Consider the following 23895-nt stretch of genomic DNA (forward strand, 5'->3'; position numbering starts at 1 on the left):
GGCATTTCATTTGTAACTTCGCCCCGAATATGGGAAATCAGCTTCGCTTTGTACAGCGCGCAAGCTGGCCTTTCGGTTCCAGAAGGGCACGGATTTCGCGCGATCGGATTTTAACGGGCCGGGCAATCGGGCCAGAGCAACAGTCGGTTTCCCGGAGCGGCAAATGTCTGAAAAACCCGTCATCATCATTACCGGATGTTCCTCGGGCATCGGCGCCCATTGCGCCGGCGCGCTCCACCGCGACGGCTGGCGGGTTTTCGCCACCGTGCGGCGCATCGCCGACATGGCCGCACTCGAAAACCAGGGCATCGAGACCCTGATCATGGATTACACCAAGCCGGAGACGATTGCCGCGCTGGTGGACACCGTCGCAGCCCGGACCGGCGGCCGCATCGATGCGCTTTTCAACAACGGCGCCTATGGTCAGCCGGGCGCGGTGGAGGATTTGCCTGTCGAGGCGCTGCGGGCACAGTTCGAAACCAATGTCTTCGGCTGGCACGATCTGACGCGGCGGGTCATTCCCTTCATGCGCGCCCGGGGTGCGGGGCGCATCGTGCATTGCTCCTCCATTCTCGGTCTCGTTCCCTATCGCTATCGCGGCGCTTACACCGCCTCGAAATTCGCGCTTGAGGGGCTGGGCGTCACGCTGCGCATGGAGCTTCAGGGCAGCGGCATTCATGTGAGCCTGATCGAACCGGGGCCGATCACCTCGAAATTCACCGCGACGGCGCTTGCCCATCTCAACGAGCACATCGATCTCGAAAATTCCGCCCATGCGGCGGAATATAAACGCCAGCTGGCGCGCATGGATGGTTCCGGCCCCGTCAACCGCCACAAGCTCGGCCCGGACGCCGTTTATGCCGTATTGAAACATGCCCTGACCGCCAAAAGGCCGAAACCGCATTATCCCGTTACCGTGCCCGCCAAACAGGGGCTTGTGCTGAAACGGCTCTTGCCTGCCGGACTTTTCTATCGTCTGCTGCGCAGATTCGATTGAGGAGGAGTAATACCGCATGTCCGGCTTCACCACCGTTCTGGCCCTTATCGTCATGGGCCTCGTCGTCATCGTGCTGATACGCGGCCTCTTCAACATGCTGAAGGGACAGGACGCCAACCGCTCCAACAAACTGATGCAGCTTCGCCTGCTTTTGCAGGCCGTGGCGATTGTGCTGATCATGTTCACCCTCTGGCTCACCGGCGGTGGCCGCTGACATGGTGAAGCTGAACAAGATCTACACCCGTACCGGCGACAAGGGCACCACGGCGCTGGTTTCCGGCCCGCGCCGCCTGAAGCACGATCTTCGCGTCGAGGCCTATGGCACGGTGGACGAAACCAATTCGGCGATCGGCGTCGCGCGACTTCATACGGGCGGGATGGAAAAGCTGGATGCCATGCTTTTCCGCATCCAGAACGATCTTTTCGATCTTGGCGCCGATCTCGCCACGCCGGAAAGCGGCGAGCCGCTTTCCTATGAGCCGCTGCGCATCGTCGAAAGCCAGGTCACGCGGCTGGAAAACGAAATCGACGATCTCAATGCCGCCCTCGAACCGCTGACCTCTTTTGTGCTGCCGGGCGGCAGTGCTGCGGCGGCCAGCCTGCATATGGCGCGCACCGTCTGCAGGCGCGGGGAAAGACTGATGGTGGAACTTTCCGTCACTGAAAATGAGATCGTCAGCCCGGCGGCGCTGAAATATGCCAACCGCCTGTCCGACTTCCTGTTCGTCGCCGCCCGTTTCGCCAATGATGCCGGCAAGGCCGATATATTGTGGGTCCCCGGCAAGAACCGCTAAAGCGTTTCAATGACGCAACCAAAGGGCGTTCGATGTTCATACCGCTGCACGATGCGAATTCCCTCAAACATATCCGGCTGCAATATGTCACCATCGGCCTGATCGCGGTCAATGTGCTGGTCTGGCTGTTTACCGGGGTGCTTGCCAGCGATACTGAGGCCAATGCGGCAGCCCTCGGCCTCGGTTTCATTCCGGCAGTGGTGTTCGACTACGCCTATCTGGAACCCGCCCTGCAGGTCGTGCCCGATGACCTGACCGTTGTCACCTATGCTTTCCTGCATCTCGATTTCTGGCATCTGGCCGGCAACATGCTGTTTCTCTGGGTCTTCGGCGACAATGTCGAGGATGCGCTCGGCCATTTCCGTTTCCTGATTTTCTATATCGCCTGCGCCATCGCCGGCGCGCTGTTTCACGGTTTCGTCGCCCCCACCTCCGAAGGTCCGCTGATCGGCGCTTCGGGTGCGGTTTCCGGCGTCGTCGCGGCCTATTTCCTGCTGCATCCCAAGGTGCGCGTCTGGGTGCTGGTTCTCATGCGCATTCCGCTTCCTTTGCCCGCCTTCATTCCGCTGGCGCTGTGGATCGGCCAGCAGTTCCTGATGCTGGCGCTCGGGCTCGAGGAAAACGTTTCCTGGGGCGCGCATGTGGGTGGCATCATGGCGGGCGCAATCATGGTGATTTTCATGCGCAGGCGGGGCGTTCCCCTATTTGACCGCACCATTGTTCCGCCGAGGGCGGCGCAGTTCAAGAATCCGTCGCAAACGGCGGGGTTGTCGCAAATCGAACGGGGCTATGACGGGAGCAGATGAGCTCTTGTGAAAGAGATAGAGTATTTACGTGAACGTCAACGTAAGATATGCCTTACGTGCATGTGATAATGAAGATTGCTCCGTTGTAATTGCGGGAAAAATGCTTATCCATGTCGCCAACCTGTTTTTGGAGGTCCGCGCGGTCAACTGACCAAAGCGGACAGGAGTTTGAGGAAAGCCGCCGATGAAAATCCTTGTCCCCGTTAAACGAGTCGTCGATTACAACGTGAAGATCCGCGTAAAATCGGATGGTTCAGGCGTTGAGCTTGCCAATGTGAAGATGTCGATGAACCCGTTCGACGAAATCTCGGTGGAAGAGGCGCTGCGCCTGAAGGAAGCCGGTAAGGCCGAAGAGGTTGTGGTCGTCTCCATCGGCCCGGCCAAGGCGGAAGAAACGCTGCGCACCGCGCTCGCCATGGGCGCCGACCGCGCCATCCTGATCGAGACCGATGAAACGGTCGAGCCGCTCGCCGTCGCCAAGCTTCTGAAGGGCGTGGCGGAAGCCGAGCAGCCCGGCCTCGTCATCGTCGGCAAGCAGGCAATCGATGACGATTCGAACCAGACTGGCCAGATGCTGGCCGCCCTTCTCGGCTGGGGCCAGGGCACCTTCGCCTCCAAGGTCGTGCCCGCAGATGGCAAGGTCGCAGTCACCCGCGAAGTTGATGGCGGTTTGCAGACGGTGGAGCTGAAGCTTCCCGCCGTCGTCACCACCGATCTTCGTCTCAATGAGCCGCGTTATGCATCCCTGCCGAACATCATGAAGGCGAAGAAGAAGCCGCTCGATAAAAAGGCTCCGGCCGATTTCGGCGTCGATGTTTCACCGCGCCTGAAGGTGCTGAAGACCGAAGAGCCGGCAGGCCGCAAGGCCGGCATCAAGGTCGGCTCGGTTGCCGAGCTGGTCGAAAAGCTCAAAGCCGACGGCGTCCTCTAAGGTTTCGGAAAAGGGAGATATTCTTATGGCCATTCTTCTTCTGGCAGAACACGACAACGCAACCCTTTCCGACCTGACGGCAAAGACGCTGACGGCGGCAACCCAGATCGGCGGCGACGTCCACGTGCTGGTCGCTGGCTCAGGCGCCAAGGGTGCCGCCGACGCTGCCGCGAAACTCTCCGGCGTATCCAAGGTGCTGCTCGCCGACGACGCGTCCTATGCCAATGCGCTGGCAGAACCGCTGGCGGCGCTGATCGTCTCGCTCGCCCCTTCCTATGACGTCATCATCGCGCCGGCCACCGCCTCGGCCAAGAACGTGACGCCGCGCGTTGCGGCCCTTCTCGATGTTGCGCAGGTCTCGGAAATCATCGAGGTCGTCAGCCCTGATACCTTCAAGCGGCCGATCTATGCCGGTAACGCCATCCAGACGGTGCAGGCGACCGATGCGAAGAAGGTCATCACCGTGCGTCCGACCGCCTTTGCAGCCGCCGCCGAAGGCGGTTCGGCAGCGGTTGAAACCATCGGCGCGGCCGCAAACCCCGGCCTTTCCAGCTTCGTTTCCGATGCTCTGGCATCGTCCGACCGTCCGGAGCTGACATCGGCCAAGATCATCATCTCGGGTGGCCGTGCGCTCGGTTCGTCGGAGAAGTTCAAGGAAGTCATCCTTCCCGTCGCCGACAAGCTGGGTGCTGCCGTTGGCGCCAGCCGTGCGGCTGTCGATGCCGGTTATGCGCCGAACGACTGGCAGGTTGGCCAGACCGGCAAGGTGGTTGCGCCGCAGCTTTATATCGCTGCGGGCATCTCGGGCGCCATCCAGCATCTGGCCGGCATGAAGGATTCGAAGGTCATCGTTGCCATCAACAAGGACGAAGAAGCGCCGATCTTCCAGGTGGCCGACTACGGCCTCGTCGCAGACCTCTTCGAGGCGCTGCCGGAACTCGAAAAATCGCTGTAATTTAAGCATAAATTGGAGGCGGCGCGTTTTTTAAACGCGCCGCCTTCTCTTTTTCGGCGATATGCGTAACATCGCCGGCAATAACGCAGACAAAATCCCTGAGAGGAGACCAGCCTATGACCGCCCCCTTTAAGAACATCGGTGTCATTGGAGCCGGTCAAATGGGATGCGGCATTGCGCATGTCTCCGCCATCGCCGGCTACAAGGTCCATATCTACGATCTTTCCAAGGAAGGCATCGAGGCTGGTCTTGCCACGATCAACGGCAATCTCGCCCGCCAGGTCACCAATGGCAAGCTTTCCGACGACGCCCGCAAGCAGGCGCTGGCGCTCATCAGCGGTTCGACCGACATCAACGATCTGGCAGCCATGGACCTCGTCATCGAGGCCGCGACGGAAAACGAGGAGATCAAGCGCAAGATTTATGCGCAGGTCTGCCCGATCCTGAAGCCCGAGGCGCTGCTCGCCACCAATACCTCGTCGCTCTCCATCACCCGGCTTGCATCCGCCACCGACCGTCCCGAACAGTTCATGGGCATCCACTTCATGAATCCGGTGCCGGTCATGAAGCTGGTTGAACTGGTGCGCGGCATCGCCACCAATGAAAAGACCTTCGACGCGGCGAAGGACTATGTGCGGACGCTGGAAAAGGCGATCACCGTTGCCGAGGATTTCCCGGCCTTCATCGTCAACCGCATCCTGCTGCCGATGATCAACGAGGCGATCTATACGCTTTACGAGGGCGTCGGCTCCGTGGAAGCCATCGATACCGCCATGCGCCTCGGCGCAAACCACCCGATGGGTCCGCTGCAGCTTGCCGATTTCATCGGCCTCGATACGTGTTTGTCGATCATGCAGGTGCTGCATGACGGTCTCTCCGACAGCAAATACCGCCCCTGCCCGCTGCTGGTCAAATATGTCGAGGCCGGCTGGCTCGGCCGCAAATCCGGCCGCGGCTTCTACGACTATCGCGGAGAAACGCCGGTTCCGACCCGCTGATCCCCTTCACCTGAACCCTCAGGCAATGAGCAGGTAAATGATCGATCCGACGCCGGCGGCGACGACGGATGCGGCCGTGAGCAACCCGCAATAAACGAGCGTTCCGGAAACGGCGGCGACGAATACGCGCCCTACCGCGTTGGCGGCGAGTGCAGCGAGGATCGCGCTCGCCACGATATCCGGCGACAGATTCTGTGCGCTGGTTCGCAACGCACTGAGAACGGCGACATCGGCATCGAATATGGCCGACAAGGCCGTGAGGGCGATGAAGCCGCCCGCGCCGATCCAGACCAGCAGAACGGCATTCAGCGTTCTCGTCGCGGCAAAGAGCGTGGCGAAAATGGCAAGCGGCGCCAGTTCGAACGGGTTCTTTGCGTCGATTTCCTGTCCGGGCTGCATATCCTGCAGCCTTATCAGGCCGGCGCCGCTCAACCCGAGAACCAGTGCGGCGGCCAGTACTGCCGGTGCGATAAGGGAAATTGTCGTCAGCGAAAGGGCAAGAACGATAACGAGGACCCGGAGCAGCGATACGGTCGCGGCCAGCGCCGCCACACCGGCCAGAGGCCACACGTTTTCACCGCTTTTCGCCTTCTGCCCGAAGCTGGCGGTTACGGCGGTCGATGAAACGAGGGCGCCCGCCAGCCCGGTCACCAGCAGGCCACGGGTTGAGCCTAGGAGGCGCACGGCAATATAACCGCAATAGGAAATCGTGGCGCTGAGCACGGTGAACAGCCATATTTCCCAGGGGTTGAAGCCGCCCCACGGATCGATCGTCCGGTTTGGAAGGATCGACAGGCCAACGGCGGTCATCACGGCAAGCACCAGCGCGGAGCGAAGTTCGATCCATGTCAGCCGTTTCAGCAGGCGGTGAAGAACTTCCCTGCCAGCGAGCAATGCCGCAAGGGCAGCACCACAAGCCGCCGCCGCCTGATATTGCGCCGTTACCGCAAGCCCCCCGAGGGCAAAGACGCAGAGCGCCGCAACCACGCCGGTGACACTGAAATCATTGTCATGGCGCGCCTCGCGCAGCTTGAACCATGAAAAACTGAATGCGAACCCCAGAAAACCCGCCGCGAAGGCGAAGGCGCTGTTCTGTTCGGCGGCCAATACGCCGAAGACGCCACCCAGCAGACCGGCAATGCCATAGGTCCTCATCCCGGCGGTGCGGCTGCCCGCCGGCGCATCGCGCTCCCGCCAGCCGCGCTCAAGACCGACAAGCAGGCCGATGGCGAGGGCAAGACCAAGCCGGGGAATAAGCAACTCCATATCGGCACCCATTCATGGCGGAAGCCAGGATCATTATACGAGGCAGGTACGGGCTTGTCTGCACCGGCCCATCCGCTGGAAAGGCCGGCTCTGAAGAGCGGTTGCGGCCTAAAGCCCTCAATGTCCAGCCGCCGGCATTATTTTCCCGTCGCGGCTGTCACCAGCGCCTTGGCATCCTCGCTGTCCCACGCCGCTGGGCCGTTCATTGCCGCAAGCAGGCAACCGTTTTCATCCAGCAGCAGGGTTGCCGGCAGGCCGAAAGCGAGACCTTCCTTTTTCAGAACGTTGAAGACGCCCATGGAACTGTCGCGGTAATGCTTCAGGGCATCGATCCTGTATTCATCCATGAAGGCTTTCGGTTTTTCATCCGCGCCGGTATCGATATTGACGGCCACGACCTCGAAAGCGCTACCGCCCTTTTCTTTTTCAAGCGCGTTCAGCGCCGGCATTTCCTCACGACAGGGCACGCACCATGTGGCCCAGAGGTTGAGAAGAACCGCCTTGCCCTTGAGATCGGCAAGCGTCATGTCCTGCGCCTGCGGCCCCTTGAAGGAGAGGGGAATGACGCGCGGCGTGTCCGTGGCCGACATGGCCGCCACCTGCCCCTTCAGAAACGGCTTCAGTGAGGCGATGCGGTTCGCCGCCCCCTCACATAAACCGGCGTCAGTCACCGCTGCCCCTTGAACCGGGCTCTCAGACCCAATATGCCTGAACCAGACCGCGCCCGCGCCGCTTAAGACACCGGCAACGGCAGCAATTGCAACCAACTTGGCGGAAGGAAGCCTGAACGGCCTTTTTTCTGTCATCGAATACTCCAGGGCACTGCGAACATGGCTGACGGCACAGATCAGAAATCCTCCAACCAGATGTGGGGCGGACGTTTCGCTTCCGGGCCGTCTGCCATCATGGAAGAGATAAATGCCTCCATCGGCTTCGACAAGAAGCTTTACGCCCAGGATATCCGCGGCTCTATGGCGCATGCCGCCATGCTGGCATCTAAAGGCATTATTTCGCCGGAAGATAAAGACAAGATCACCGATGGCCTGAACACGATCCTGTCAGAGATCGAATCCGGCAGCTTCGAATTCTCGCGCAAGCTCGAAGACATTCACATGAACATTGAGGCGCGGCTTGCAACGCTGATCGGCCCCGCCGCCGGCCGCCTGCACACCGCCCGCTCGCGCAACGACCAGGTGGCGCTCGATTTCCGCCTGTGGGTCAAGGAAGAACTGCAAAAGACGGAGGGTATGCTGACCGCCCTCATCGCCGCCTTCCTCGACCGTGCCGAAGAAAATGCCGACACGGTGATGCCGGGCTTCACCCATCTGCAGACGGCCCAGCCCGTGACCTTCGGCCATCATTGCATGGCCTATGTGGAAATGTTCGGCCGTGACCGCGCCCGCGTGCGCCACGCCATCGAACATATGGATGAAAGCCCGATCGGCGCGGCTGCCCTTGCTGGCACCGGTTATCCCATCGACCGCCATATGACGGCCAAGGCGCTCGGTTTCCGCGAGCCGACCCGCAATTCCATCGACACCGTCTCCGACCGCGATTTCGCGCTGGAGTTCCTGTCGATCGCCTCCATCTGCGCCACGCATCTGTCGCGCCTCGCCGAAGAAATCGTCATCTGGTCGACGCCGCAATTCGGCTTCATCCGCCTGTCGGATGCCTTCTCCACCGGCTCCTCGATCATGCCGCAGAAGAAGAACCCCGACGCCGCCGAACTGGTACGCGCCAAGACCGGCCGCATCAACGGCTCGCTGATCGCCCTTCTGACAGTGATGAAGGGCCTGCCGCTCGCCTATTCCAAGGACATGCAGGAAGACAAGGAACAGGTTTTCGACGCCGCCGAGAGCCTGGAACTGGCGATTGCCGCCATGACCGGCATGATCCGCGACCTGGAAGTGCGCAAGGACCGCATGCGCGCCGCCGCCGGTTCGGGTTATTCCACCGCCACCGATCTTGCCGACTGGCTGGTGCGCGAAGCGGGCCTGCCCTTCCGCGATGCCCACCATGTGACCGGCAATGCCGTGGCGCTGGCGGAAAAAAAAGGCTGCGATCTCGCCGATCTTTCGCTGGAAGAATTGCAGGCCATCCACCCCGGCATCACCAAGGGCGTTTTCGACGTTCTGTCCGTAGAAGCATCGGTCGCCAGCCGCACGAGTTTCGGCGGCACGGCGCCTTCGGAAGTGAAGAAGCAGATCGCCTGGTGGCGCGGACGCAACTGATAAGCCGATCTGACGTCGTCACCCCGGACTTGATCCGGGGTCCAGCGCGATCAAGTCTTTGATCGCAAAAGACTCTTTTCACGGCGCGGACGCGCCGTGGCTGGATGCCGGATCAAGTCCGGCATGACGGAGGAGAGATTTTCGCGCTTTGCTCCAGTCTGAGGGTGCACAAGCGCCCTGTTTTTCGTTATCAGAGAGGCACATATTTCCGTTGGACAGGCCCATGCTTTCAAAAACCGCGCGCAAACTCATCGTTCCCATCGGCATGACGCTCGCCGTCAGCCTTATTCTCAGCGCCTGCGGGCGTAAGGGCGACATCGACCCGCCGAGCACGCCGGTCGAAATGCGCAACAAGCGCAATGCCGACGGAACGGAGACAAAGCCGGCGACGGCGGAACGGCCGTTCATTCTCGACAAGCTTCTCTGACGGATAAAAGCCTGTGAACCATTTCGGCTATATCGACGGCGTGCTGCACGCCGAAAACGTGCCTGTGCCTGAGATCGCCAAGGCGGTCGGCACGCCATTCTACATCTATTCGACTGCGACGCTGGAGCGCCATTACAAGGTGTTTTCCGACGCCTTTGCGGATGTGGACGCCATGGTCTGTTACGCCATGAAGGCCAATTCCAATCAGGCGGTTTTGAAGACGCTGGCAAAGCTCGGCGCGGGCATCGACGTCGTCTCGGGCGGCGAATTGCGCCGTGCGCTCGTAGCCGGCGTTCCGGCAAGCCGCATCATGTTTTCCGGCGTCGGCAAGACGGTTGCGGAAATGGATTATGCGCTGGAAGCCGGCATCTACTGTTTCAACATCGAATCCGAGCCGGAACTGGAAGTCCTCAACCTGCGCGCCGTGAAAGTGGGCAAGCGGGCGCATGTCTCCTTCCGTATCAATCCGGATGTGGATGCGCGCACCCACGCCAAGATTTCCACCGGCAAGAAAGAAAACAAGTTCGGCATTTCCTATGAGCGCGCCCGCGCGGTCTATGCCCATGCCGCCACCCTGCCCGGCATCGAAGTGACCGGCATCGACATGCATATCGGCAGCCAGATCACCGAATTGCAGCCTTTCGAGGACGCTTTCCGGCTGCTGCGCGAACTTGTCGAGGCGCTGCGCACTGACGGCCACACGATCAGCCACGTCGATATTGGCGGCGGTCTCGGCATCCCCTATCGCGATGACAATAATCCGCCGCCGCTGCCGGATGCCTATGCGCATATCGTCAAGAACGAACTAAAGAGCCTCAACTGCAAGATCGTAACCGAGCCCGGCCGCCTGATTGTCGGCAATGCCGGCATTCTGGTGACCGAAGTGATTTATGTGAAGGACGGCGGCGAAAAGACCTTCGTGATCGTCGACGGCGCGATGAACGATCTCATCCGCCCGACGCTTTATGAGGCCTATCACGGCATCCGCCCTGTGGTGCAGCCGGCAGAGAATACGCCGCGCATCAAGGCCGATATCGTCGGCCCGGTTTGCGAGACCGGCGATTATCTGGCGCTGGACCGGGAGATGGCTGCCCCGCAGCCGGGCGATCTGATCGCCGTCAGTTCCGCAGGTGCTTATGGCGCGGTGCAGGCCGGCACCTACAACTCGCGCCTGCTGGTGCCGGAAGTGCTGGTGAAGGATGACCAGTTCCACGTCATCCGTCCGCGCGGCACCTATGAAGAGCTGATCGCGCTCGATTCCGTGCCCGCCTGGCTCGATTGATCTCGCTTGCAGCACCGGTTCGCCGATCACAATCAAGCGAAGCTGCCTAAAAAATGGGGGTGAGGGCCTGGGCGCCCTCGTCTTCGCCACAAAGAATGTTATCCTCGCTCCCGTGATATAAACAGCGCGCCGTTCCGGGAATGGCGTTCGACGTGGCCAGAACCGGGAGAACGGATTGATGACCACAGCCGGAGAGGACAGGACAGGCAGAAAGCGCCCGACCGGCGCATTCGCGCAGCGGCCGGACCTTGCCCGCCGGGTTGCCGGCAAGCGCTTCTTCGCGAAAATCGTCCTGCTTTCGGAAAAAATTGCGCCGAAAACGCTCTGGCCGCTCTCCATCGCCGCCGTGTTTCTGGCGCTTGGCTGGTTCGGCCTCTACCGGCAGATGCCGGATTTCCTGCGGCTCGGCGTTGTCTTCGTGCTCGTCTTCTCCTTCATCGCCACTCTCCTGCCAATCCTGCGGCTAAAATGGCCGACGGACCACGATGCATCCCGCCTGCTTGAAGACCGCAACGGTCTCGCGCACCAGCCGGTTGGCGTGCAGGAGGACGAACCGGCCTTCGATACGCCCTTTTCCCGAACGCTGTGGAAAGAACACCAGATCCGCATGGCGGAGCGCATCGCCGCGCTGAATGCCGGCCTGCCGAAACCCGATATCGCCCGTTATGACCGCCTCGCGCTGCGCGCCGTTCCCGCCCTTCTTCTCGCCGCCGCCTTCGGTTTTTCCTATTCCAACGGCGCCGGCACGATTGCCGATGCCTTCCGCAGCCAGCCGGCCGTCGGTCCGCTCAATCCCGATATCCGTCTCGATGCCTGGGTCACGCCGCCATCCTATACCGGCCGCGCGCCGATTTTCCTGACCGGACGCGATGCCACCAACCGTAATGCGGTTTCCGTGCCGCAATCCTCCAAGCTGACGATCCGCATGACCGGCGGCGATGGCGGCGAGGAAGTGACCTTCGAACCGGAAATGGCAGGCGCGCTGCAAAAGCTTGCGCCGGAAGCGGCACGCGCCGATAGCGCAAGCGGCGACGTAGCCGTTCAAACGCCGGCTCGATCGGCAGACCAGCCCGTCGCGCCGCGCACTTTCGCCATGGATGTTACCGAAAGCGGCATGATCACCGCGAATGGCGAACAATGGGTGTTCAACGTCATTCCCGACCAGCCGCCCAGCATCGCCTTCGACAATATGCCGCGCCGGGCCGTCAATGGCGCGCTGGAAGTGGGCTTTACCGCCAAGGACGATTATGGGCTTAAAGAAGCCCATGCCATCATCGAGCCGATTGGCGTTGCGGAAGGTGCGACCGCGCTTTACCCACCGCCGGAATTCAAGCTGGACCTGCCGCGGCAGAACAATCGCGAGATCAAGGGCCTGACCAGCCGCAACCTGACCGAACATCCGATGGCGGGAAAACGTGTGCGCATCACGCTGGTGGCGACGGATGGCGCCGGCCAGACCGGCCGCAGCCCCGCGCATGAAATGGTGCTGCCGGGCCGCAATTTCTCCGAACCGCTGGCCGCCTCCATTGCCGAGCAGCGGCAGATATTCTCGCTCGATACGCGCCAGATGCCGAAGGCGATCGCCTATAACGAGGCGGTGGGCCTGCGCCCGGAAGAGACCATTCCCAACACCACCCATTACCTCCTGCTGCAATCGGCGCAGACCCGCATGCGGCTCGCCTATAATGAGGAGATGCTGAAGGATACGGCCGATTATCTCTGGGAAATCGCGCTCGGCATTGAGGACGGCGATCTTTCGCAGGCCGAAAGACGCCTGCGCGATGCGCAGAATGCGCTTTCCGAAGCGCTTCAGCGCAATGCCTCCGACGAAGAAATCGCCAAGCTGATGCAGGAACTGCGCGAAGCCATGCAGCAGTTCATGAGCGAGCTTGCCCAGCGCATGCAGAATGCGCCGCAGGCCAACATGAACCAGCAGACGCAGAACGTATTGCGACAGCGCGATCTGGAAAACATGATGAACCAGATCGAGAACCTTGCCCGCTCCGGCAATCGCGACGCGGCGCAGGAAATGCTCTCGCAGCTGCAGCGCATGATGAACAATCTGCAGGCGGGCCGCCCGCAGCGTCAGGGCCAGCAAGGGCAGCAGCAGAGCAGCAAGATGCGCCAGCAGATCGACAAGCTGGGCGAAATCCTGCAACAGCAGCAGAAGCTGATGGATGAGACCTTCAAGCTGGATCAGGCGCTGCGCGACCGGATGCAGCGCGGCGACCCGCAACAGGGCGGCGAAGGCGAAAACGACCAGCAGATGGGCGAAAACGGCCAACAGCCGCAGCAGGGTCAGCAAGGCGAACAGGGTCAAAATGGTCAGCAGGGCGGACAACAGCCGAGCGACCAGATGACCGCTGAACAGCTACGCGAGGCGCTGAAAAACCTGCGGGCGCAGCAGGATGCGCTCGGCAAACAGCTCGGCGAATTGCAGCAGGGCCTTCGCGATCTCGGTATGGAACCGGGCGAAAACTTCGGCAAGGCGCAGCAGGAAATGCAAGGCGCCGGCGAGGCGCTGGGCAAGGGTCAGGGCGAACAGGCTGTCGAAGGACAGGGCAATGCGCTGAATGCGCTGCGTCAGGGCGCACAGGACATGATGGGCCAGATCATGCAGGCCATGCGCCAGCAGGGCCAGCAGCCGGGGCAAGGTCAGGAGGGCATGGCGGGCCAGGGCGGCCAGAACGGCCGTGATCCGCTCGGCCGCCCGCGCAGCACCACCGGCCCGGATTTCGGCGACCAGGTGAAGGTGCCGGATGAAATTGACGTGCAGCGCGCCCGCGAAATCCTCGAGGCGATCCGCGAGAAGCTCGGCAACAATCCGCCCGGTGAAATCGAGCGGCGGTATCTGGAGCGGTTGCTGGATATACAGTGAGGGTTACGCACGGATCATAGTGCGCTTCGATACGTCCTCAGCGCCTAAACTTTTCCGTCATGCCGGACCTGATCCGGCATCCAGTTGCTGCGCGTCTGCGCGGCGGAAAGAGTTCTTTCAGCCCAAGGACTTGGGCTGGCTGGATTCCGGCTCAAGGCCGGAATGACGGAGGCAGGAAACTGCGCTGAGCCAGAGGCTGACCAACAAAAAAGGCGGCCTAACAGCCGCCTTTCAATCTCTTCGCCCTTATCACTCAGGCCGCCAGCGCCCGCGCCACGGCCTTGCGGATATCCGGAAGCGCAAAGGGTTTGGAAACCACGTCCACAATCTTTGTCGCCAGATCGTCAGCCCGTTCGCGCTGCTCGGCATAACCCGTCATCAGCAAAATGCGCATGGCCGGGAAGCGTTCGGCGGCGCGGTGCGCCAGCTCGATGCCATCCATGACCGGCATGCGGATATCCGAGAGAAGAAGATCGAAACTGGTTTCCTGAAGCTTTTCCAGCCCCTGCTCGCCATCCGCCGCCTCATGGGTCTCGTGACCGTCGAGACGCAGCGCGCGAGCGACGAAAGCCCGCAATGCATCCTCGTCTTCGGTAATCAGAATCTTCGCCATTACTCATTGCTCCTGGGCATCATTTCCAGCCGTGAGCACCATCGCAGGCTCCTCTTTTCAAGAGGTAAACACCCAGCCCTTCGCTGGGTGAATGGTTAATGAGGCGTCTCCGCGCTGTGCCGTTCCGGCACGGCAGGTATGCTCAGGCGTCGCCGGTCACGACGCCGACAAAGGGCAGTTCGCGGAAGGCATAAGCGACATCCATGCCGTAACCCACGACGAAATAATCCGGACATTCGAAACCGACATAATCGGCCTCCAGATCTTCCTTGCGCTTGACCTTCTTGTCGAGCAGCACGGCGATGGTGACGTTGCGGGCGCCACGCTCGTAGAGCAGTTCCTTGGCGAAACGCAATGTGCGGCCGGATTCGAGAATATCGTCGATCAAGAGGACATCGCGGTCCTTCACGTCGCTGTCGATATCCTTGACGATCCTCACACCTTGGGAAACCGTGCCGGCGCCATAGCTCGACAGCGTGATGAACTCGACTTCAGGGGCAAGGCCGCTGTCATGCAGCGCGCGGATAAGATCGGCCGCGAAAATGAACGATCCCTTGAGCACGGCAATGACCAGCAAATCCTTGGTCGGGCCGCTGGCAATGTGCTTGGCCATATCGCGATTGCGCTCGGCGATCTGCTCGGCGCTATAAAGCGGCTCGATATTTTTTCCACGGACGACGGGCATTCTTTCTCCTGTGCTGCGCCTTGTCGATTTTACCTTTCAGTAAAAATACGAAGACCACGCGTTAGCACAGTCAGCGTTCGGACGCACCCGCCTCAACAAAGGAAAGCTTGATCTCAGGCGTTTTTCCACCGGGATGGCGCAACTTTGCCGAAAAACCGTGGCTGAAACCAGGCTGCATTTCTTTCACCGGCGGTTCGATAACCATGCTGGCCACCAGCTGTCCCTTGGCGGCGAAGAGATCGGCGCGGAGGGCCGGCACCTCTTCAAGATTGCCGCCATTGTTTTCGACGATGCCATTGATGAGCAGAGTATCCATGCCGTCCGCCTCCATCGGGGTCACGGTGACGTGGGAAATGGCGAGCGGGTTCACCGAAGCGGCAACAGCCGGCTTTTCCGGCACGACCACCGAAAGACCGCCCGAGCAGACGAAGACGAAAATCGCGAGCCCCGCCACCAGCGCCGAATAGGCATCTGCCGAAAGACGGGACAATCTGCGGTCCAGCCAGCCGATGAATGCGAGGCCGAGCACACCGATGGTGACGGGTGGTTTTGCCGCCTGCCGGCGCGCAGCACCACGATTGTCGTTTCCGGGTTGCCGCGCACGGTTTTCCTTGATGGTGACAAATTCCGCGTCTACCACATCGCGGTTGGGATTTGCCGCCCGCGCCGTGCGGCGCACCGGCGTTTCCGGCATCAGGAGGTCGAAATCGAATGCCGCTTGCCGGCGAGATGAACGGAACATAGCCATAGAATTCCTTGGGTGAGGTTTTCCGGCCCGCAAAACTGGGCATTGCAACGAATCCTGCCAAGTTTTAAATTTAATTGGTTAATGCTTCGCAAAAACGGCTCGCACAGGCTGCCGGATCCGGGTTAAACCCCGACATCCGAACCCCACGCGCCAGCGGCTTGCGAACCACCACGAAACGAAGAGACTGGAAGTCCGTTGATCCATTTCGAAAATGTCGGGTTGCGTTACGGCATGGGACCCGAGATCCTGAGGGACATGACCTTCGATATCCCCAAGGGTTCGTTCCAGTTTCTGACCGGCCCATCGGGCGCCGGCAAGACGACGCTGCTCCGCCTGCTTTTAATGTCGCTGCAGCCGACACGCGGCAATATCCGCATGTTCAACCGCGATGTGTCGCGCATTCCGCGCAGCGAGTTGCCGATGCTGCGCCGCCGCGTCGGTATCGTGTTTCAAGATTTCCGGCTGCTCGATCATCTGACGACCTATGAGAACGTCGCCCTGCCGCTGCGTGTGCGCGGCAAGGAAGAGAGCGCCTATCGCAACGATGTGATCGAGCTTCTGAAGTGGGTGGGGCTCGGCGAGCGCATCAATGTTCTGCCGGCCATTCTTTCCGGCGGGGAAAAGCAGCGCGCCGCCATTGCCCGCGCCTTGATGGACCAGCCCGAAATCCTGCTGGCCGACGAGCCGACCGGCAACGTCGATCCGCCGATGGCCAAGCGCCTTCTCAACCTTTTTCTGGAACTCAACCGGCTGGGCACGGCCGTCGTCATCGCCACCCATGATTTCGGCCTGATGGACCAGATCGATGCGCGCCGGATGATCCTGACCGAAGGGCGGCTCGACATCTATGAATGAGATCAACCGCAAACAATTGAAGCCGGAAACGGCCCAGCCGAAGCGCCCGCCCATGCGCATACGCCCGATGGCGCCCATCCTGCCGCCCTCCAATATTCAGGGCAATGCGCTGATGGTGGTGATCGCCATCATGGCCTTTCTCGCCTGCCTGACGCTGGGCGCCGTCTCCATGGTGCGCGCCACCGCCGCCACCTGGCAGAGCCAGATTTCCCGTGAGATCACCATCCAGATCAAGCCCGAGGACGGGCTGGACATGGATGCGGCGCTGAATAAGGCGCGCAACCTGGCGCTCACCTTCGTCGGCACGCGGGATGGCACCATCCTCGACGATGCGGCGACATCGCGCCTTTTGGAGCCTTGGCTCGGCAGCGGTCTCGATCTTTCCGAATTGCCGGTGCCGCGTCTCGTCGTCATCACCATCGACGAAAACAATCCGCCCGATTTCCAGGCGATGCGCGATATGCTGAAGGCGGAGATTCCGCAGGCATTTCTGGACGACCACCGCACCTGGGTCGACAGGCTGGTCTCCATGGCCAGAACCACCGTCATGATCGGCGTCGGCGTTCTTATCCTCGTCTTTACCGCCATGGTGCTGACCGTGGTGTTTGCGACGCGCGGCGCGCTTTCCGGCAACCGGCATATCGTTGAGGTGCTGCATTTCGTTGGCGCGGAAAGCAGTTTTGTAGCGCGCGAATTTCAGAAACACTTCCTGAAGATCAGCCTCAAGGGGGCGGCGGCGGGCAGCGCTCTGGCCGCGGCGGTTTTCCTTGTCGCCGGTTTCTGGCAATCGAGCACGGTCGCCACGCCGCAGAGCGATCAGGCGAGCGCGCTTTTCGGCTCGTTTTCGGTCGGTCTCGGCGGTTATTTCGGCATTGCCATGACGATGATCATCATCGCGCTTTTGACCACAATCACGGCGCGCGTGACCGTCATCCGCACCATCGACGATATCGACCGCGTCCGCTCCGATCCATCGAAAAGCGACGGCCTTGCATCGTGAGAACACCCCCGGAATCCTGCGGTAAGACTGAAAGCGTCACAAGCCGGATGTAACCTGCAGACGGTGGACAAAAATGCCTGTTCCTTGCCTTAATCGGCGAGTATTCAGGAGGAATGTTTGTGAGTCGGATGGACCAGGATCAGGCGACAGCGCGACCGGCCAGAAAGGGCCTGTTGTCGCGGCGCGGTCCTCTGCGCCGTTTTATTCGCGGCCTCATCCTGCTTTGCGTCATTGTGCTCGGCGCATTTTCCGGCGGTTTCCTTTGGTTTGCCGATTCCGTCGCCTCCATGCGTCCGCCGGAAGGGGCAAGAGGCGATGCCATCATCGTGCTTACCGGCGGTTATCAGCGTATCGAACAGGCGGTCGGCCTGCTGAGAGACGGCGTGGGCAAACGGCTTCTGATTTCCGGCGTCAACCCGGCCACCACCCGCTCGCAAATCCGCAAGATGACGCAAGGGTCATCCGACATGTTTTCCTGCTGCGTGGATATGGGCTACAAGGCGATAGACACAATCGGCAACGCCAGTGAGGCGGCAAGCTGGATACGCGACCACAATTATTCCTCCATCGTCGTCGTCACCAATAATTATCACATGCATCGCAGCCTGCATGAATTGCGCAGCGCCAGCCCGCAGACGCAATTCATCGCCTATCCCGTCATCAGCGCCGATCTTGCCCGCACCAACTGGTTCGTGGAACCGGATGTGGTGAGAACCATGCTTTACGAATATCTGAAGTTCGTGGCGGCGGCGGGACGCGACCTCACCGGTTTCGGCAAGGGTGACGGTCTGCGCAAGGCCGCCGCCGATCATTCCCGGATAAAGACGACAAGCGCTTCATCCTGACCGGCGAGAACGCGCTTGCTGCGGCCCCTTGTTTTCGTGTAGGCGTCTGGCATCGGCATCCGGCATCGAGGCCTGTCCAAGGCTTCGGAACGGCTGCGCTCCGGGAAGGCTGTTGATGCTCAAGCTGCGCTCTTTTCTTTTCAATACGCTGTTTTATCTCAACCTGATTGTCCGCATGATCGTGCTGACGCCGATCTATTTCATCCTGCCGCGCAAGATCGCCTATGAAATTCCCAAGAACTGGGCGCGATCCAACCACTGGCTGATGAAAACCATCGTCGGCACCACCTTCGAGGTCGAAGGGCTGGAAAACATTCCCGAAACCGGCTGCATCTTCGCACCCAAACACCAGTCCTTCTGGGACACCTATGCGCTGCTGCCCAATCTTCCCGATCCGGTCTATATTCTGAAGCGCGAGCTTTTGTGGATTCCGCTGTTCGGCTGGTACGCCATGAAACAGCGCATGATCCCGGTCAACCGCGCCGCACGCGGCAAGGTGATGCTGAAGGTGATGGAGCGGGCAAAAGAGGAAATGGCCGCCGGTCGCGAACTCATCATTTATCCCGAGGGCACGCGCCGCCCGCCGGGCGCCGAGCCCGAATACCGTTACGGCATCGCAAGGCTTTACCGCGATCTGCAGGTTCCGGTCATTCCCGTCGCCATGCATCCCGGCCTGTTCTGGCCGCGCCGGTCCACCATGCGCTATCCCGGCCATTTCAAGGTGCGTATCCTGCCGGCCATCGAGCCGGGTCTGGACCCCGACGTGTTTTTCAAGCGCCTGATCGATGTAACGGAAAAGGCGAGCGACGAGTTGCTGCTGGAAACCGTGCGCAACAACCCGCATTTGCCGCTGCCGCCGACCGCCGTGAAGCGGATCGCCGAACTTCAGGGCAAGGAAACCGCCGCCGGCTGAGCGGCAAGCGCGCCGACATTTTTGGCGATGCTCTCCAGCAGGGAATCGCGAATGCCCATCTCCTGCAGATGCTGCACGGTGTTGAAGACATAATCCGTATTCGGCCCGGACCGGCCCGATGCGGCTGCGACGATGGTCGCCGATTCGGCAACGCCGAGACCGCCGATATATTGCTCATGCGCGGGATCGGCCACATAGGTCACCGCGCTGCTGCGCCTGCCATCGGAAAGCGCGATGGAAACCAGCCGCTCCTTATAAACATTCGTCACCAGTTCGCGCTCGCGCAGATAGATCATGACCGGCTCGCGGTCCTGTCCGCGCACGCGGAAAGCGACGCCAAGGCAGGAGCCGCCGCGCTCCAGGCCGAGAACGAGACCGGGCTTTTCTTCGGTGCCTCTATAAAAGTTGGAACTGATACAAAGCGAGCGCCGATACCCGTGCAGCCGCGCCTGCTGCCGCTCTTCAAAGGCGAAGCCGGGGTTCCACATCAACGAACCGTAGCCAAAGACCCAAAAATCGTCCATATCCCAAGCCAAATCGAAATTGTCTGAAGTCTGTTCATCGGAGATCAATATGGCAGCGTCAAGCCAATCCGGCACCGCCAAAAAATTCCTCTGGCTCGCCATCGCCATCCTCGTGGTCATCGGACTTTATACCGCCGGGTGGTTTTACGCCGCCGACAGGCTGAAGCAGACGGTTCTGAACGTCATTGCCCCCTCGCAGGCCCGCAGCGTCAGCGGCGAATGCGGCGATATCGCCTTCAAGGGTTATCCCTTCCGGATCGGCCTCTTCTGCTCCAAAGTGACGGTGGATGACAAGGAGAACGGCGTTTCCGCTTCCTTCGGCGAACTTCGCTCGGCAGCGCAGGTCTATAATCCCGGCCACATCGTCTGGGAACTCGATTCGCCCGCGGAGATCCGTTCCGCCCATGGCCTGACAATTTCGGCCGCCTGGCAGAACATGCAGTCCAGCATCGTCACCAAGTTGAAGGGCATCGACCGCAGCTCGCTCGTCATCGACGGGCTGAAGGCGCAGGCGGTTTCTTCCGTCACCGGCCAGACCATCGATTTCGATGCGGTCAAAACGGAAATGCATCTGCGCCAGAACGGCGCGGATCTCGACGGGGCCATCACGCTCACCGACTCCACAACCGTCATCAAGGACTGGCCACAGCTTCTGCCGCGCCTCAACGCCATCGCCGATGTCACCCTTGCCGGCAAGGCGGGCATGGTGGATGGCAGCGACAGATCGGGCCTTTATGGCGCGAGCGGCGAGCTTCGCAGGCTGGTGGCCGATATTGGCGAGGGCCGCACCATGCGCATCAGCGGCCCCTTCTCCTTCGACAATGAGGGCTATCTCTCCGGCCAGTTCAAGCTGGAAATCGAAAAGCTCGGCGCATGGTCGGACAATGCCAAGCAGGTCTTCCCGCAGCTGCAGTCCACCATCGATACGGCCCGCAAGCTGCTCGGCGCGCTCGCCGGCGGCGGTGACCGGGCATCCGTCGATCTCGTTGTGGATCGTGGCCGCGCCACGGTCAGCGGCTTTATTCCGCTTGGGAAAATCCCGCCGATTTGACGTTTAGCGCCATATTCGGGCTTGTCCCGAGGATCTGCAACCGGTTGTTTGTGTTGATGTGTTTAGATCCTTGGGACAAGCCCAAGGATGACGAAAGCAAAGCTCTGACACTTTGCCAGCGGTCTGATGGCCGGATCAAATCCGGCCATGACTGTCGCCAGCGGCGATTTATTTCTTCTGGTCCAGCGCGTGACGGCCGAAGTCCGGTGCGTCAACATCCTGGCCTGCCTGCACGATAGAACGGCGGATGGCGCGGGTGCGGGAAAACAGTTCGAACAGCTTGTCGCCCTCTCCCCAGCGGATCGCCCTTTGCAGGGACGCCAAGTCTTCGGAAAACCGCGCCAGCATTTCAAGGATCGCATCCTTGTTATGCAGGCAGACATCGCGCCACATGGTGGGATCGGAGGCGGCGAGACGGGTGAAATCGCGGAAACCGGAGGCGGAATATTTGATGACTTCCGATTCGGTTACCGTCTCCAGATCGTCCGCCGTGCCGACGATATTGTAAGCGATGATATGCGGCAGATGCGACACGATCGCCAAGACCTTGTCGTGATGTTCGGCATCCATCTCATCGACGCGCGAACCAAGCGCCCGCCAGAAATCCTTCAGCCTCTCCAGAGCCTCGGCATCCGTGCCCGGCACCGGCGTGAAGATGCACCAGCGGTCGCGGAAGAGACCGGCAAAACCGGCATCCGGGCCGGATTTTTCCGTACCCGCCAGCGGATGGCCGGGAATGAAATGCACATTGTCAGGCATATGCGGCGCCATCTGTGCGATGACCGAAGCCTTGGTGGAGCCGACATCGGTGACGATGGCGCCCGGCTTCAGATGTGGCGCGATCTGCTGCGCAACGCTCTCGGAAGCACCGACCGGCACCGAGACGATGACGAGATCGGCATCCGTGACCGCCTCCGCCGCCGAAACGGTGTAATCCGTGCCAAGCGCCAGTTCTTCCGCCCGTTTCAGCGTGTCTTCACTGCGGGTGGAAATGGTCACATGGCGGGCAAGCCCCAGCTCTTTGACATCGCGGGCAATCGACGAGCCGATCAGGCCGATGCCGATCAGCGCGATGCGTTCAAACATGATCTCAGCCATCACGCCTGCCCCATGAACTCGGTAAGGGCCGCGATGACGCCGAGATTGGCCTCTTCCGAACCGACGGTCATTCTCAGTGCATTCGGGAAACCGTAGCCACGTACCGCACGCAGAATGTAACCGCGGCGGCTCAGGAACTCGTCCGCATCCGCCGCGCGCTTGCCGTCCTGATCCGGGAAATGGATGAGGATGAAGTTGGTGACCGAAGGCGTGACGGTGAGGCCAAGGCCGGTAAAGGTCGTGACCAGCTTTTCCATCCACAGCGCGTTATGCGCCACGGCCTTCTCTACGAAGGCCTGATCGCGGATGGCCGCAGCACCCGCCGCGATAGCCGGCGCGCTCATGTTAAACGGGCCGCGCACGCGGTTCAATGCATCGATGACAGCGGCAGGGCCGTACATCCAGCCGACGCGCAGGGCGGCAAGGCCGTATACCTTGGAGAAGGTGCGCGTCATCACCACGTTGCGGTTGCCGGAGACCAACTCGAGACCGGCCTCGTAATCATTCTTGCGAACATATTCGGCATAGGCCGCATCCAGCACCAGCACGACATGTTTCGGCAGGCCGGCCTGCAGGCGGCGGATTTCCGCAACGGGAACATAGGTGCCGGTGGGATTGCCCGGATTGGCGACGAAAACCATCTTGGTCTTCGGCGTCACGGCGGCGAGGATCGCATCCACATCCACCGCACAATCCTTTTCCTTCACCGTCACCGGGGTCGCGCCCGCGCCCATGATCTGGATCTTGTAAACGAGGAAACCGTGTTCGGTGATGATCGCCTCATCGCCGGCGCCCAGATAAACGTGGCAAAGCAGGCCGAGAAGCTCGTCCGAACCGTTGCCGCACATGATATTCGCGATGTTGAGACCGTGCACGTCGGCAATCGCCTGACGCAGCGCGATCGCCTGTCCGTCCGGATAAATTTCCAGATGGCTGGCGGCAGCGCCAAAAGCCTCAATCGCCTTCGGGCTGGGCCCAAGCGGTGTCTCATTGGAGGAGAGCTTATAAACCTTCGCAACGCCGTCCACATGTTCCTTGCCCGGAACATAAGCGGCGATATCCAGAATACCCGGACGCGGAACAGGTTGGCTAAGCTCTGCACTCATTTGATCGACCTTTGGAAAAGCGCCGGAGAACCCGGCAAAAGCAATGCCGGAGGCATTAGACCGGAATGGGCGCTTTGTCGAGGGTCAGCGCGGCTTTCCTTGGCCTGCGGCAGTGCGGGTGGTGGGCACCCCCTGCGGGGCCAGCACGGGCACAAAAACGCGACGCGAGGCGCGCTGGGTGACGGGCAATCCCTGATAGAGACGCTTCTGGGCTTCCACCACGATGACACCGGAAAAAAGCGGCCACAGCCGGCGGCCGGTATGTTCGAGATAGCGGCGGAATTTCAGTATCGGCCGGCTGGTGGTGGGCGGGAAGAACAGCGCCTCGGCGGTGGCGCCCGGCGTGAAATTGGTTTCCCGCAAAAGCGCCGTCAGCTGTCCGCGTGAATAGGGCCTTCCGGAACCGAAGGGCGTATGTTCCATGCGTGCCCAGACGCCGCGCCGGTTCGGCACCACGATCACCAGACGGCCGCCGGGCGCCAGCACCCGCCACAGTTCCTTCAGGCTTTCGCGCGGATTTTCGGCAAATTCCAGCGCGTGCACCATCAAGACCCGGTCTATCGACGCATCGGGCAGCGGCAGTTCCTCGTCGAAAACCAGCGCCGTGGAAGACAGCTCGCCCGCCGGCCAGTTCACCGCCCCCTGCCCCGCCGGCATGAAGGCGAAGGTGCGCTCCGTATCGCGACGAAACCGCTCCAGAAACGGCACGGCGTAACCAAGCCCGACCAGCCGCTCTTCCGGCAAAGGCGGCCATAGCGTCGAAAGCGCCATGGTGATCGCCTGCTCGGCCGAACGGCCAAGCGGAGAATGATAGAATTCGCGCAGATCGACGATATCGGTATTCATGGGCGAGAATGTAGCATCAGGCGGTTGGACTTCAAGGCGTCTGCCC

General features: G+C 61.0%; 24 protein-coding genes and 1 pseudogene. 16 read left to right on the top strand and 9 right to left on the bottom strand.

Annotated elements, in window-relative coordinates; genetic code table 11:
- Window positions 1-163 precede the first annotated feature (163 nt).
- From F3H58_RS16400 to F3H58_RS16430, 7 genes are all read left to right on the top strand, one after another.
- A complete protein-coding gene (locus F3H58_RS16400) occupies window positions 164-997 on the top strand; it encodes an SDR family oxidoreductase (RefSeq protein WP_149742946.1) in 834 nt (277 codons plus the stop codon).
- A 16-nt stretch (window positions 998-1013) separates the two neighbouring features.
- Window positions 1014-1211 (top strand): twin transmembrane helix small protein, encoded by a 198-nt coding sequence (locus F3H58_RS16405; protein WP_003520830.1) that lies wholly within the window; start codon window positions 1014-1016, stop codon window positions 1209-1211.
- 1 nt (window position 1212) lies between these two features.
- The gene (locus tag F3H58_RS16410; protein WP_149742947.1) at window positions 1213-1791 is read left to right on the top strand and encodes a cob(I)yrinic acid a,c-diamide adenosyltransferase; all 579 of its coding nucleotides are present in this window, start codon (window positions 1213-1215) and stop codon (window positions 1789-1791) included.
- 32 nt (window positions 1792-1823) lie between these two features.
- Window positions 1824-2597 carry a rhomboid family intramembrane serine protease gene (locus F3H58_RS16415; protein ID WP_149742948.1) on the top strand — a complete coding sequence of 258 codons (774 nt, stop codon included), beginning with the start codon at window positions 1824-1826 and terminating at the stop codon, window positions 2595-2597.
- A 184-nt stretch (window positions 2598-2781) separates the two neighbouring features.
- A complete protein-coding gene (locus F3H58_RS16420; RefSeq protein WP_010973172.1) occupies window positions 2782-3528 on the top strand; it encodes an electron transfer flavoprotein subunit beta/FixA family protein in 747 nt (248 codons plus the stop codon).
- Between the two features lie 25 nt (window positions 3529-3553).
- Complete coding sequence (locus tag F3H58_RS16425) at window positions 3554-4483, top strand: electron transfer flavoprotein subunit alpha/FixB family protein (protein WP_078053341.1); 930 nt, start codon at window positions 3554-3556, stop codon at window positions 4481-4483.
- Window positions 4484-4599: 116 nt separating this feature from the next.
- Entirely contained in the window at window positions 4600-5481 is an 882-nt protein-coding gene (locus tag F3H58_RS16430; RefSeq protein ID WP_003523331.1) for a 3-hydroxybutyryl-CoA dehydrogenase, read from the top strand.
- Between the two features lie 18 nt (window positions 5482-5499).
- On the opposite strand, the gene F3H58_RS16435 is transcribed toward F3H58_RS16430, so the two are convergent.
- Together F3H58_RS16435 and tlpA are read right to left on the bottom strand one after the other, a co-directional pair.
- A complete protein-coding gene (locus tag F3H58_RS16435) occupies window positions 5500-6747 on the bottom strand; it encodes an MgtC/SapB family protein (protein WP_149742949.1) in 1248 nt (415 codons plus the stop codon).
- Window positions 6748-6884: 137 nt separating this feature from the next.
- Complete coding sequence (gene tlpA / locus F3H58_RS16440; RefSeq protein ID WP_149742950.1) at window positions 6885-7553, bottom strand: thiol:disulfide interchange protein TlpA; 669 nt, start codon at window positions 7551-7553, stop codon at window positions 6885-6887.
- 24 nt (window positions 7554-7577) lie between these two features.
- On the opposite strand from tlpA, the gene argH reads away from it, so the two are divergent.
- From argH to F3H58_RS16460, 4 genes are all read left to right on the top strand, one after another.
- Window positions 7578-8978: an argininosuccinate lyase gene (gene argH, locus F3H58_RS16445; RefSeq protein WP_035262163.1), complete on the top strand. Its 1401-nt coding sequence runs from the start codon at window positions 7578-7580 to the stop codon at window positions 8976-8978.
- A gap of 223 nt (window positions 8979-9201) precedes the next feature.
- A complete protein-coding gene (lptM, locus tag F3H58_RS16450; RefSeq protein ID WP_188128957.1) occupies window positions 9202-9405 on the top strand; it encodes an LPS translocon maturation chaperone LptM in 204 nt (67 codons plus the stop codon).
- A gap of 13 nt (window positions 9406-9418) precedes the next feature.
- Window positions 9419-10687, top strand: a complete 1269-nt coding sequence (gene lysA, locus F3H58_RS16455; protein ID WP_149742952.1) for a diaminopimelate decarboxylase — start codon at window positions 9419-9421, stop codon at window positions 10685-10687.
- A gap of 178 nt (window positions 10688-10865) precedes the next feature.
- The gene (locus F3H58_RS16460; protein WP_149742953.1) at window positions 10866-13565 is read left to right on the top strand and encodes a TIGR02302 family protein; all 2700 of its coding nucleotides are present in this window, start codon (window positions 10866-10868) and stop codon (window positions 13563-13565) included.
- 253 nt (window positions 13566-13818) lie between these two features.
- Here the strand turns inward: F3H58_RS16460 and F3H58_RS16465 are convergent, their stop codons facing one another.
- The 3 genes from F3H58_RS16465 to F3H58_RS16475 all read right to left on the bottom strand — a co-directional run bounded on the left by F3H58_RS16465 (window position 13819) and on the right by F3H58_RS16475 (window position 15605).
- Complete coding sequence (locus F3H58_RS16465; protein WP_046799828.1) at window positions 13819-14178, bottom strand: response regulator; 360 nt, start codon at window positions 14176-14178, stop codon at window positions 13819-13821.
- A gap of 142 nt (window positions 14179-14320) precedes the next feature.
- Window positions 14321-14863 carry a hypoxanthine phosphoribosyltransferase gene (gene hpt / locus F3H58_RS16470; RefSeq protein WP_077985217.1) on the bottom strand — a complete coding sequence of 181 codons (543 nt, stop codon included), beginning with the start codon at window positions 14861-14863 and terminating at the stop codon, window positions 14321-14323.
- A 70-nt stretch (window positions 14864-14933) separates the two neighbouring features.
- A complete protein-coding gene (locus F3H58_RS16475; protein WP_149742954.1) occupies window positions 14934-15605 on the bottom strand; it encodes a DUF3426 domain-containing protein in 672 nt (223 codons plus the stop codon).
- A gap of 201 nt (window positions 15606-15806) precedes the next feature.
- On the opposite strand from F3H58_RS16475, the gene ftsE reads away from it, so the two are divergent.
- The 4 genes from ftsE (at window position 15807) to F3H58_RS16495 (ending at window position 19224) form a co-directional block, all read left to right on the top strand.
- A complete protein-coding gene (gene ftsE, locus F3H58_RS16480; RefSeq protein ID WP_003497447.1) occupies window positions 15807-16466 on the top strand; it encodes a cell division ATP-binding protein FtsE in 660 nt (219 codons plus the stop codon).
- Entirely contained in the window at window positions 16459-17466 is a 1008-nt protein-coding gene (locus F3H58_RS16485; protein WP_078053333.1) for a cell division protein FtsX, read from the top strand. Before ftsE ends, F3H58_RS16485 begins: the two co-directional genes overlap by 8 nt.
- 128 nt (window positions 17467-17594) lie before the next feature.
- Window positions 17595-18311 (top strand): YdcF family protein, encoded by a 717-nt coding sequence (locus F3H58_RS16490; protein ID WP_188128962.1) that lies wholly within the window; start codon window positions 17595-17597, stop codon window positions 18309-18311.
- 115 nt (window positions 18312-18426) lie between these two features.
- On the top strand, window positions 18427-19224 hold the full coding sequence (locus tag F3H58_RS16495) for a lysophospholipid acyltransferase family protein (protein WP_065657055.1): 798 nt from the start codon (window positions 18427-18429) through the stop codon (window positions 19222-19224).
- Here F3H58_RS16495 and F3H58_RS16500 read toward each other — a convergent pair.
- Window positions 19197-19748 carry a gamma-glutamylcyclotransferase gene (locus F3H58_RS16500; RefSeq protein WP_137004980.1) on the bottom strand — a complete coding sequence of 184 codons (552 nt, stop codon included), beginning with the start codon at window positions 19746-19748 and terminating at the stop codon, window positions 19197-19199. The genes F3H58_RS16495 and F3H58_RS16500 overlap by 28 nt on opposite strands.
- A gap of 49 nt (window positions 19749-19797) precedes the next feature.
- Between F3H58_RS16500 and F3H58_RS16505 the strand changes: the two genes are divergently transcribed.
- The gene (locus tag F3H58_RS16505) at window positions 19798-20799 is read left to right on the top strand and encodes a DUF2125 domain-containing protein (RefSeq protein WP_149742956.1); all 1002 of its coding nucleotides are present in this window, start codon (window positions 19798-19800) and stop codon (window positions 20797-20799) included.
- A gap of 168 nt (window positions 20800-20967) precedes the next feature.
- Here the strand turns inward: F3H58_RS16505 and F3H58_RS16510 are convergent.
- From F3H58_RS16510 to F3H58_RS16520, 3 genes and pseudogenes are all read right to left on the bottom strand, one after another.
- Window positions 20968-21903: pseudogene (locus tag F3H58_RS16510) on the bottom strand (prephenate/arogenate dehydrogenase family protein); the annotation flags it as partial.
- Complete coding sequence (gene hisC / locus F3H58_RS16515) at window positions 21897-23003, bottom strand: histidinol-phosphate transaminase (protein WP_080857443.1); 1107 nt, start codon at window positions 23001-23003, stop codon at window positions 21897-21899. The pseudogene F3H58_RS16510 and the gene hisC, both read right to left, overlap by 7 nt.
- Before the next feature lie 84 nt (window positions 23004-23087).
- Entirely contained in the window at window positions 23088-23849 is a 762-nt protein-coding gene (locus F3H58_RS16520) for a class I SAM-dependent methyltransferase (protein WP_078051970.1), read from the bottom strand.
- Window positions 23850-23895: the final 46 nt, after the last annotated feature.

It is taken from the genome of Rhizobium sp. NFACC06-2 (assembly GCF_900101425.1).
In the GTDB taxonomy this organism is placed as follows: domain Bacteria; phylum Pseudomonadota; class Alphaproteobacteria; order Rhizobiales; family Rhizobiaceae; genus Agrobacterium; species Agrobacterium leguminum.

Bases quoted from the DNA above. Each gene is read 5' to 3' on its own strand.
- F3H58_RS16400 (WP_149742946.1), top strand. From the start codon at position 164: ATGTCTGAAAAACCCGTCATCATCATTACCGGATGTTCCTCGGGCATC.
- F3H58_RS16405 (WP_003520830.1), top strand. From the start codon at position 1,014: ATGTCCGGCTTCACCACCGTTCTGGCCCTTATCGTCATGGGCCTCGTC.
- F3H58_RS16410 (WP_149742947.1), top strand. From the start codon at position 1,213: ATGGTGAAGCTGAACAAGATCTACACCCGTACCGGCGACAAGGGCACC.
- F3H58_RS16415 (WP_149742948.1), top strand. From the start codon at position 1,824: ATGTTCATACCGCTGCACGATGCGAATTCCCTCAAACATATCCGGCTG.
- F3H58_RS16420 (WP_010973172.1), top strand. From the start codon at position 2,782: ATGAAAATCCTTGTCCCCGTTAAACGAGTCGTCGATTACAACGTGAAG.
- F3H58_RS16425 (WP_078053341.1), top strand. From the start codon at position 3,554: ATGGCCATTCTTCTTCTGGCAGAACACGACAACGCAACCCTTTCCGAC.
- F3H58_RS16430 (WP_003523331.1), top strand. From the start codon at position 4,600: ATGACCGCCCCCTTTAAGAACATCGGTGTCATTGGAGCCGGTCAAATG.
- F3H58_RS16435 (WP_149742949.1), bottom strand. From the start codon at position 6,747: ATGGAGTTGCTTATTCCCCGGCTTGGTCTTGCCCTCGCCATCGGCCTG.
- tlpA (WP_149742950.1), bottom strand. From the start codon at position 7,553: ATGACAGAAAAAAGGCCGTTCAGGCTTCCTTCCGCCAAGTTGGTTGCA.
- argH (WP_035262163.1), top strand. From the start codon at position 7,578: ATGGCTGACGGCACAGATCAGAAATCCTCCAACCAGATGTGGGGCGGA.
- lptM (WP_188128957.1), top strand. From the start codon at position 9,202: ATGCTTTCAAAAACCGCGCGCAAACTCATCGTTCCCATCGGCATGACG.
- F3H58_RS16460 (WP_149742953.1), top strand. From the start codon at position 10,866: ATGACCACAGCCGGAGAGGACAGGACAGGCAGAAAGCGCCCGACCGGC.
- F3H58_RS16465 (WP_046799828.1), bottom strand. From the start codon at position 14,178: ATGGCGAAGATTCTGATTACCGAAGACGAGGATGCATTGCGGGCTTTC.
- hpt (WP_077985217.1), bottom strand. From the start codon at position 14,863: ATGCCCGTCGTCCGTGGAAAAAATATCGAGCCGCTTTATAGCGCCGAG.
- F3H58_RS16475 (WP_149742954.1), bottom strand. From the start codon at position 15,605: ATGTTCCGTTCATCTCGCCGGCAAGCGGCATTCGATTTCGACCTCCTG.
- F3H58_RS16485 (WP_078053333.1), top strand. From the start codon at position 16,459: ATGAATGAGATCAACCGCAAACAATTGAAGCCGGAAACGGCCCAGCCG.
- F3H58_RS16490 (WP_188128962.1), top strand. From the start codon at position 17,595: ATGGACCAGGATCAGGCGACAGCGCGACCGGCCAGAAAGGGCCTGTTG.
- F3H58_RS16495 (WP_065657055.1), top strand. From the start codon at position 18,427: ATGCTCAAGCTGCGCTCTTTTCTTTTCAATACGCTGTTTTATCTCAAC.
- F3H58_RS16500 (WP_137004980.1), bottom strand. From the start codon at position 19,748: ATGGACGATTTTTGGGTCTTTGGCTACGGTTCGTTGATGTGGAACCCC.
- F3H58_RS16505 (WP_149742956.1), top strand. From the start codon at position 19,798: ATGGCAGCGTCAAGCCAATCCGGCACCGCCAAAAAATTCCTCTGGCTC.
- hisC (WP_080857443.1), bottom strand. From the start codon at position 23,003: ATGAGTGCAGAGCTTAGCCAACCTGTTCCGCGTCCGGGTATTCTGGAT.
- F3H58_RS16520 (WP_078051970.1), bottom strand. From the start codon at position 23,849: ATGAATACCGATATCGTCGATCTGCGCGAATTCTATCATTCTCCGCTT.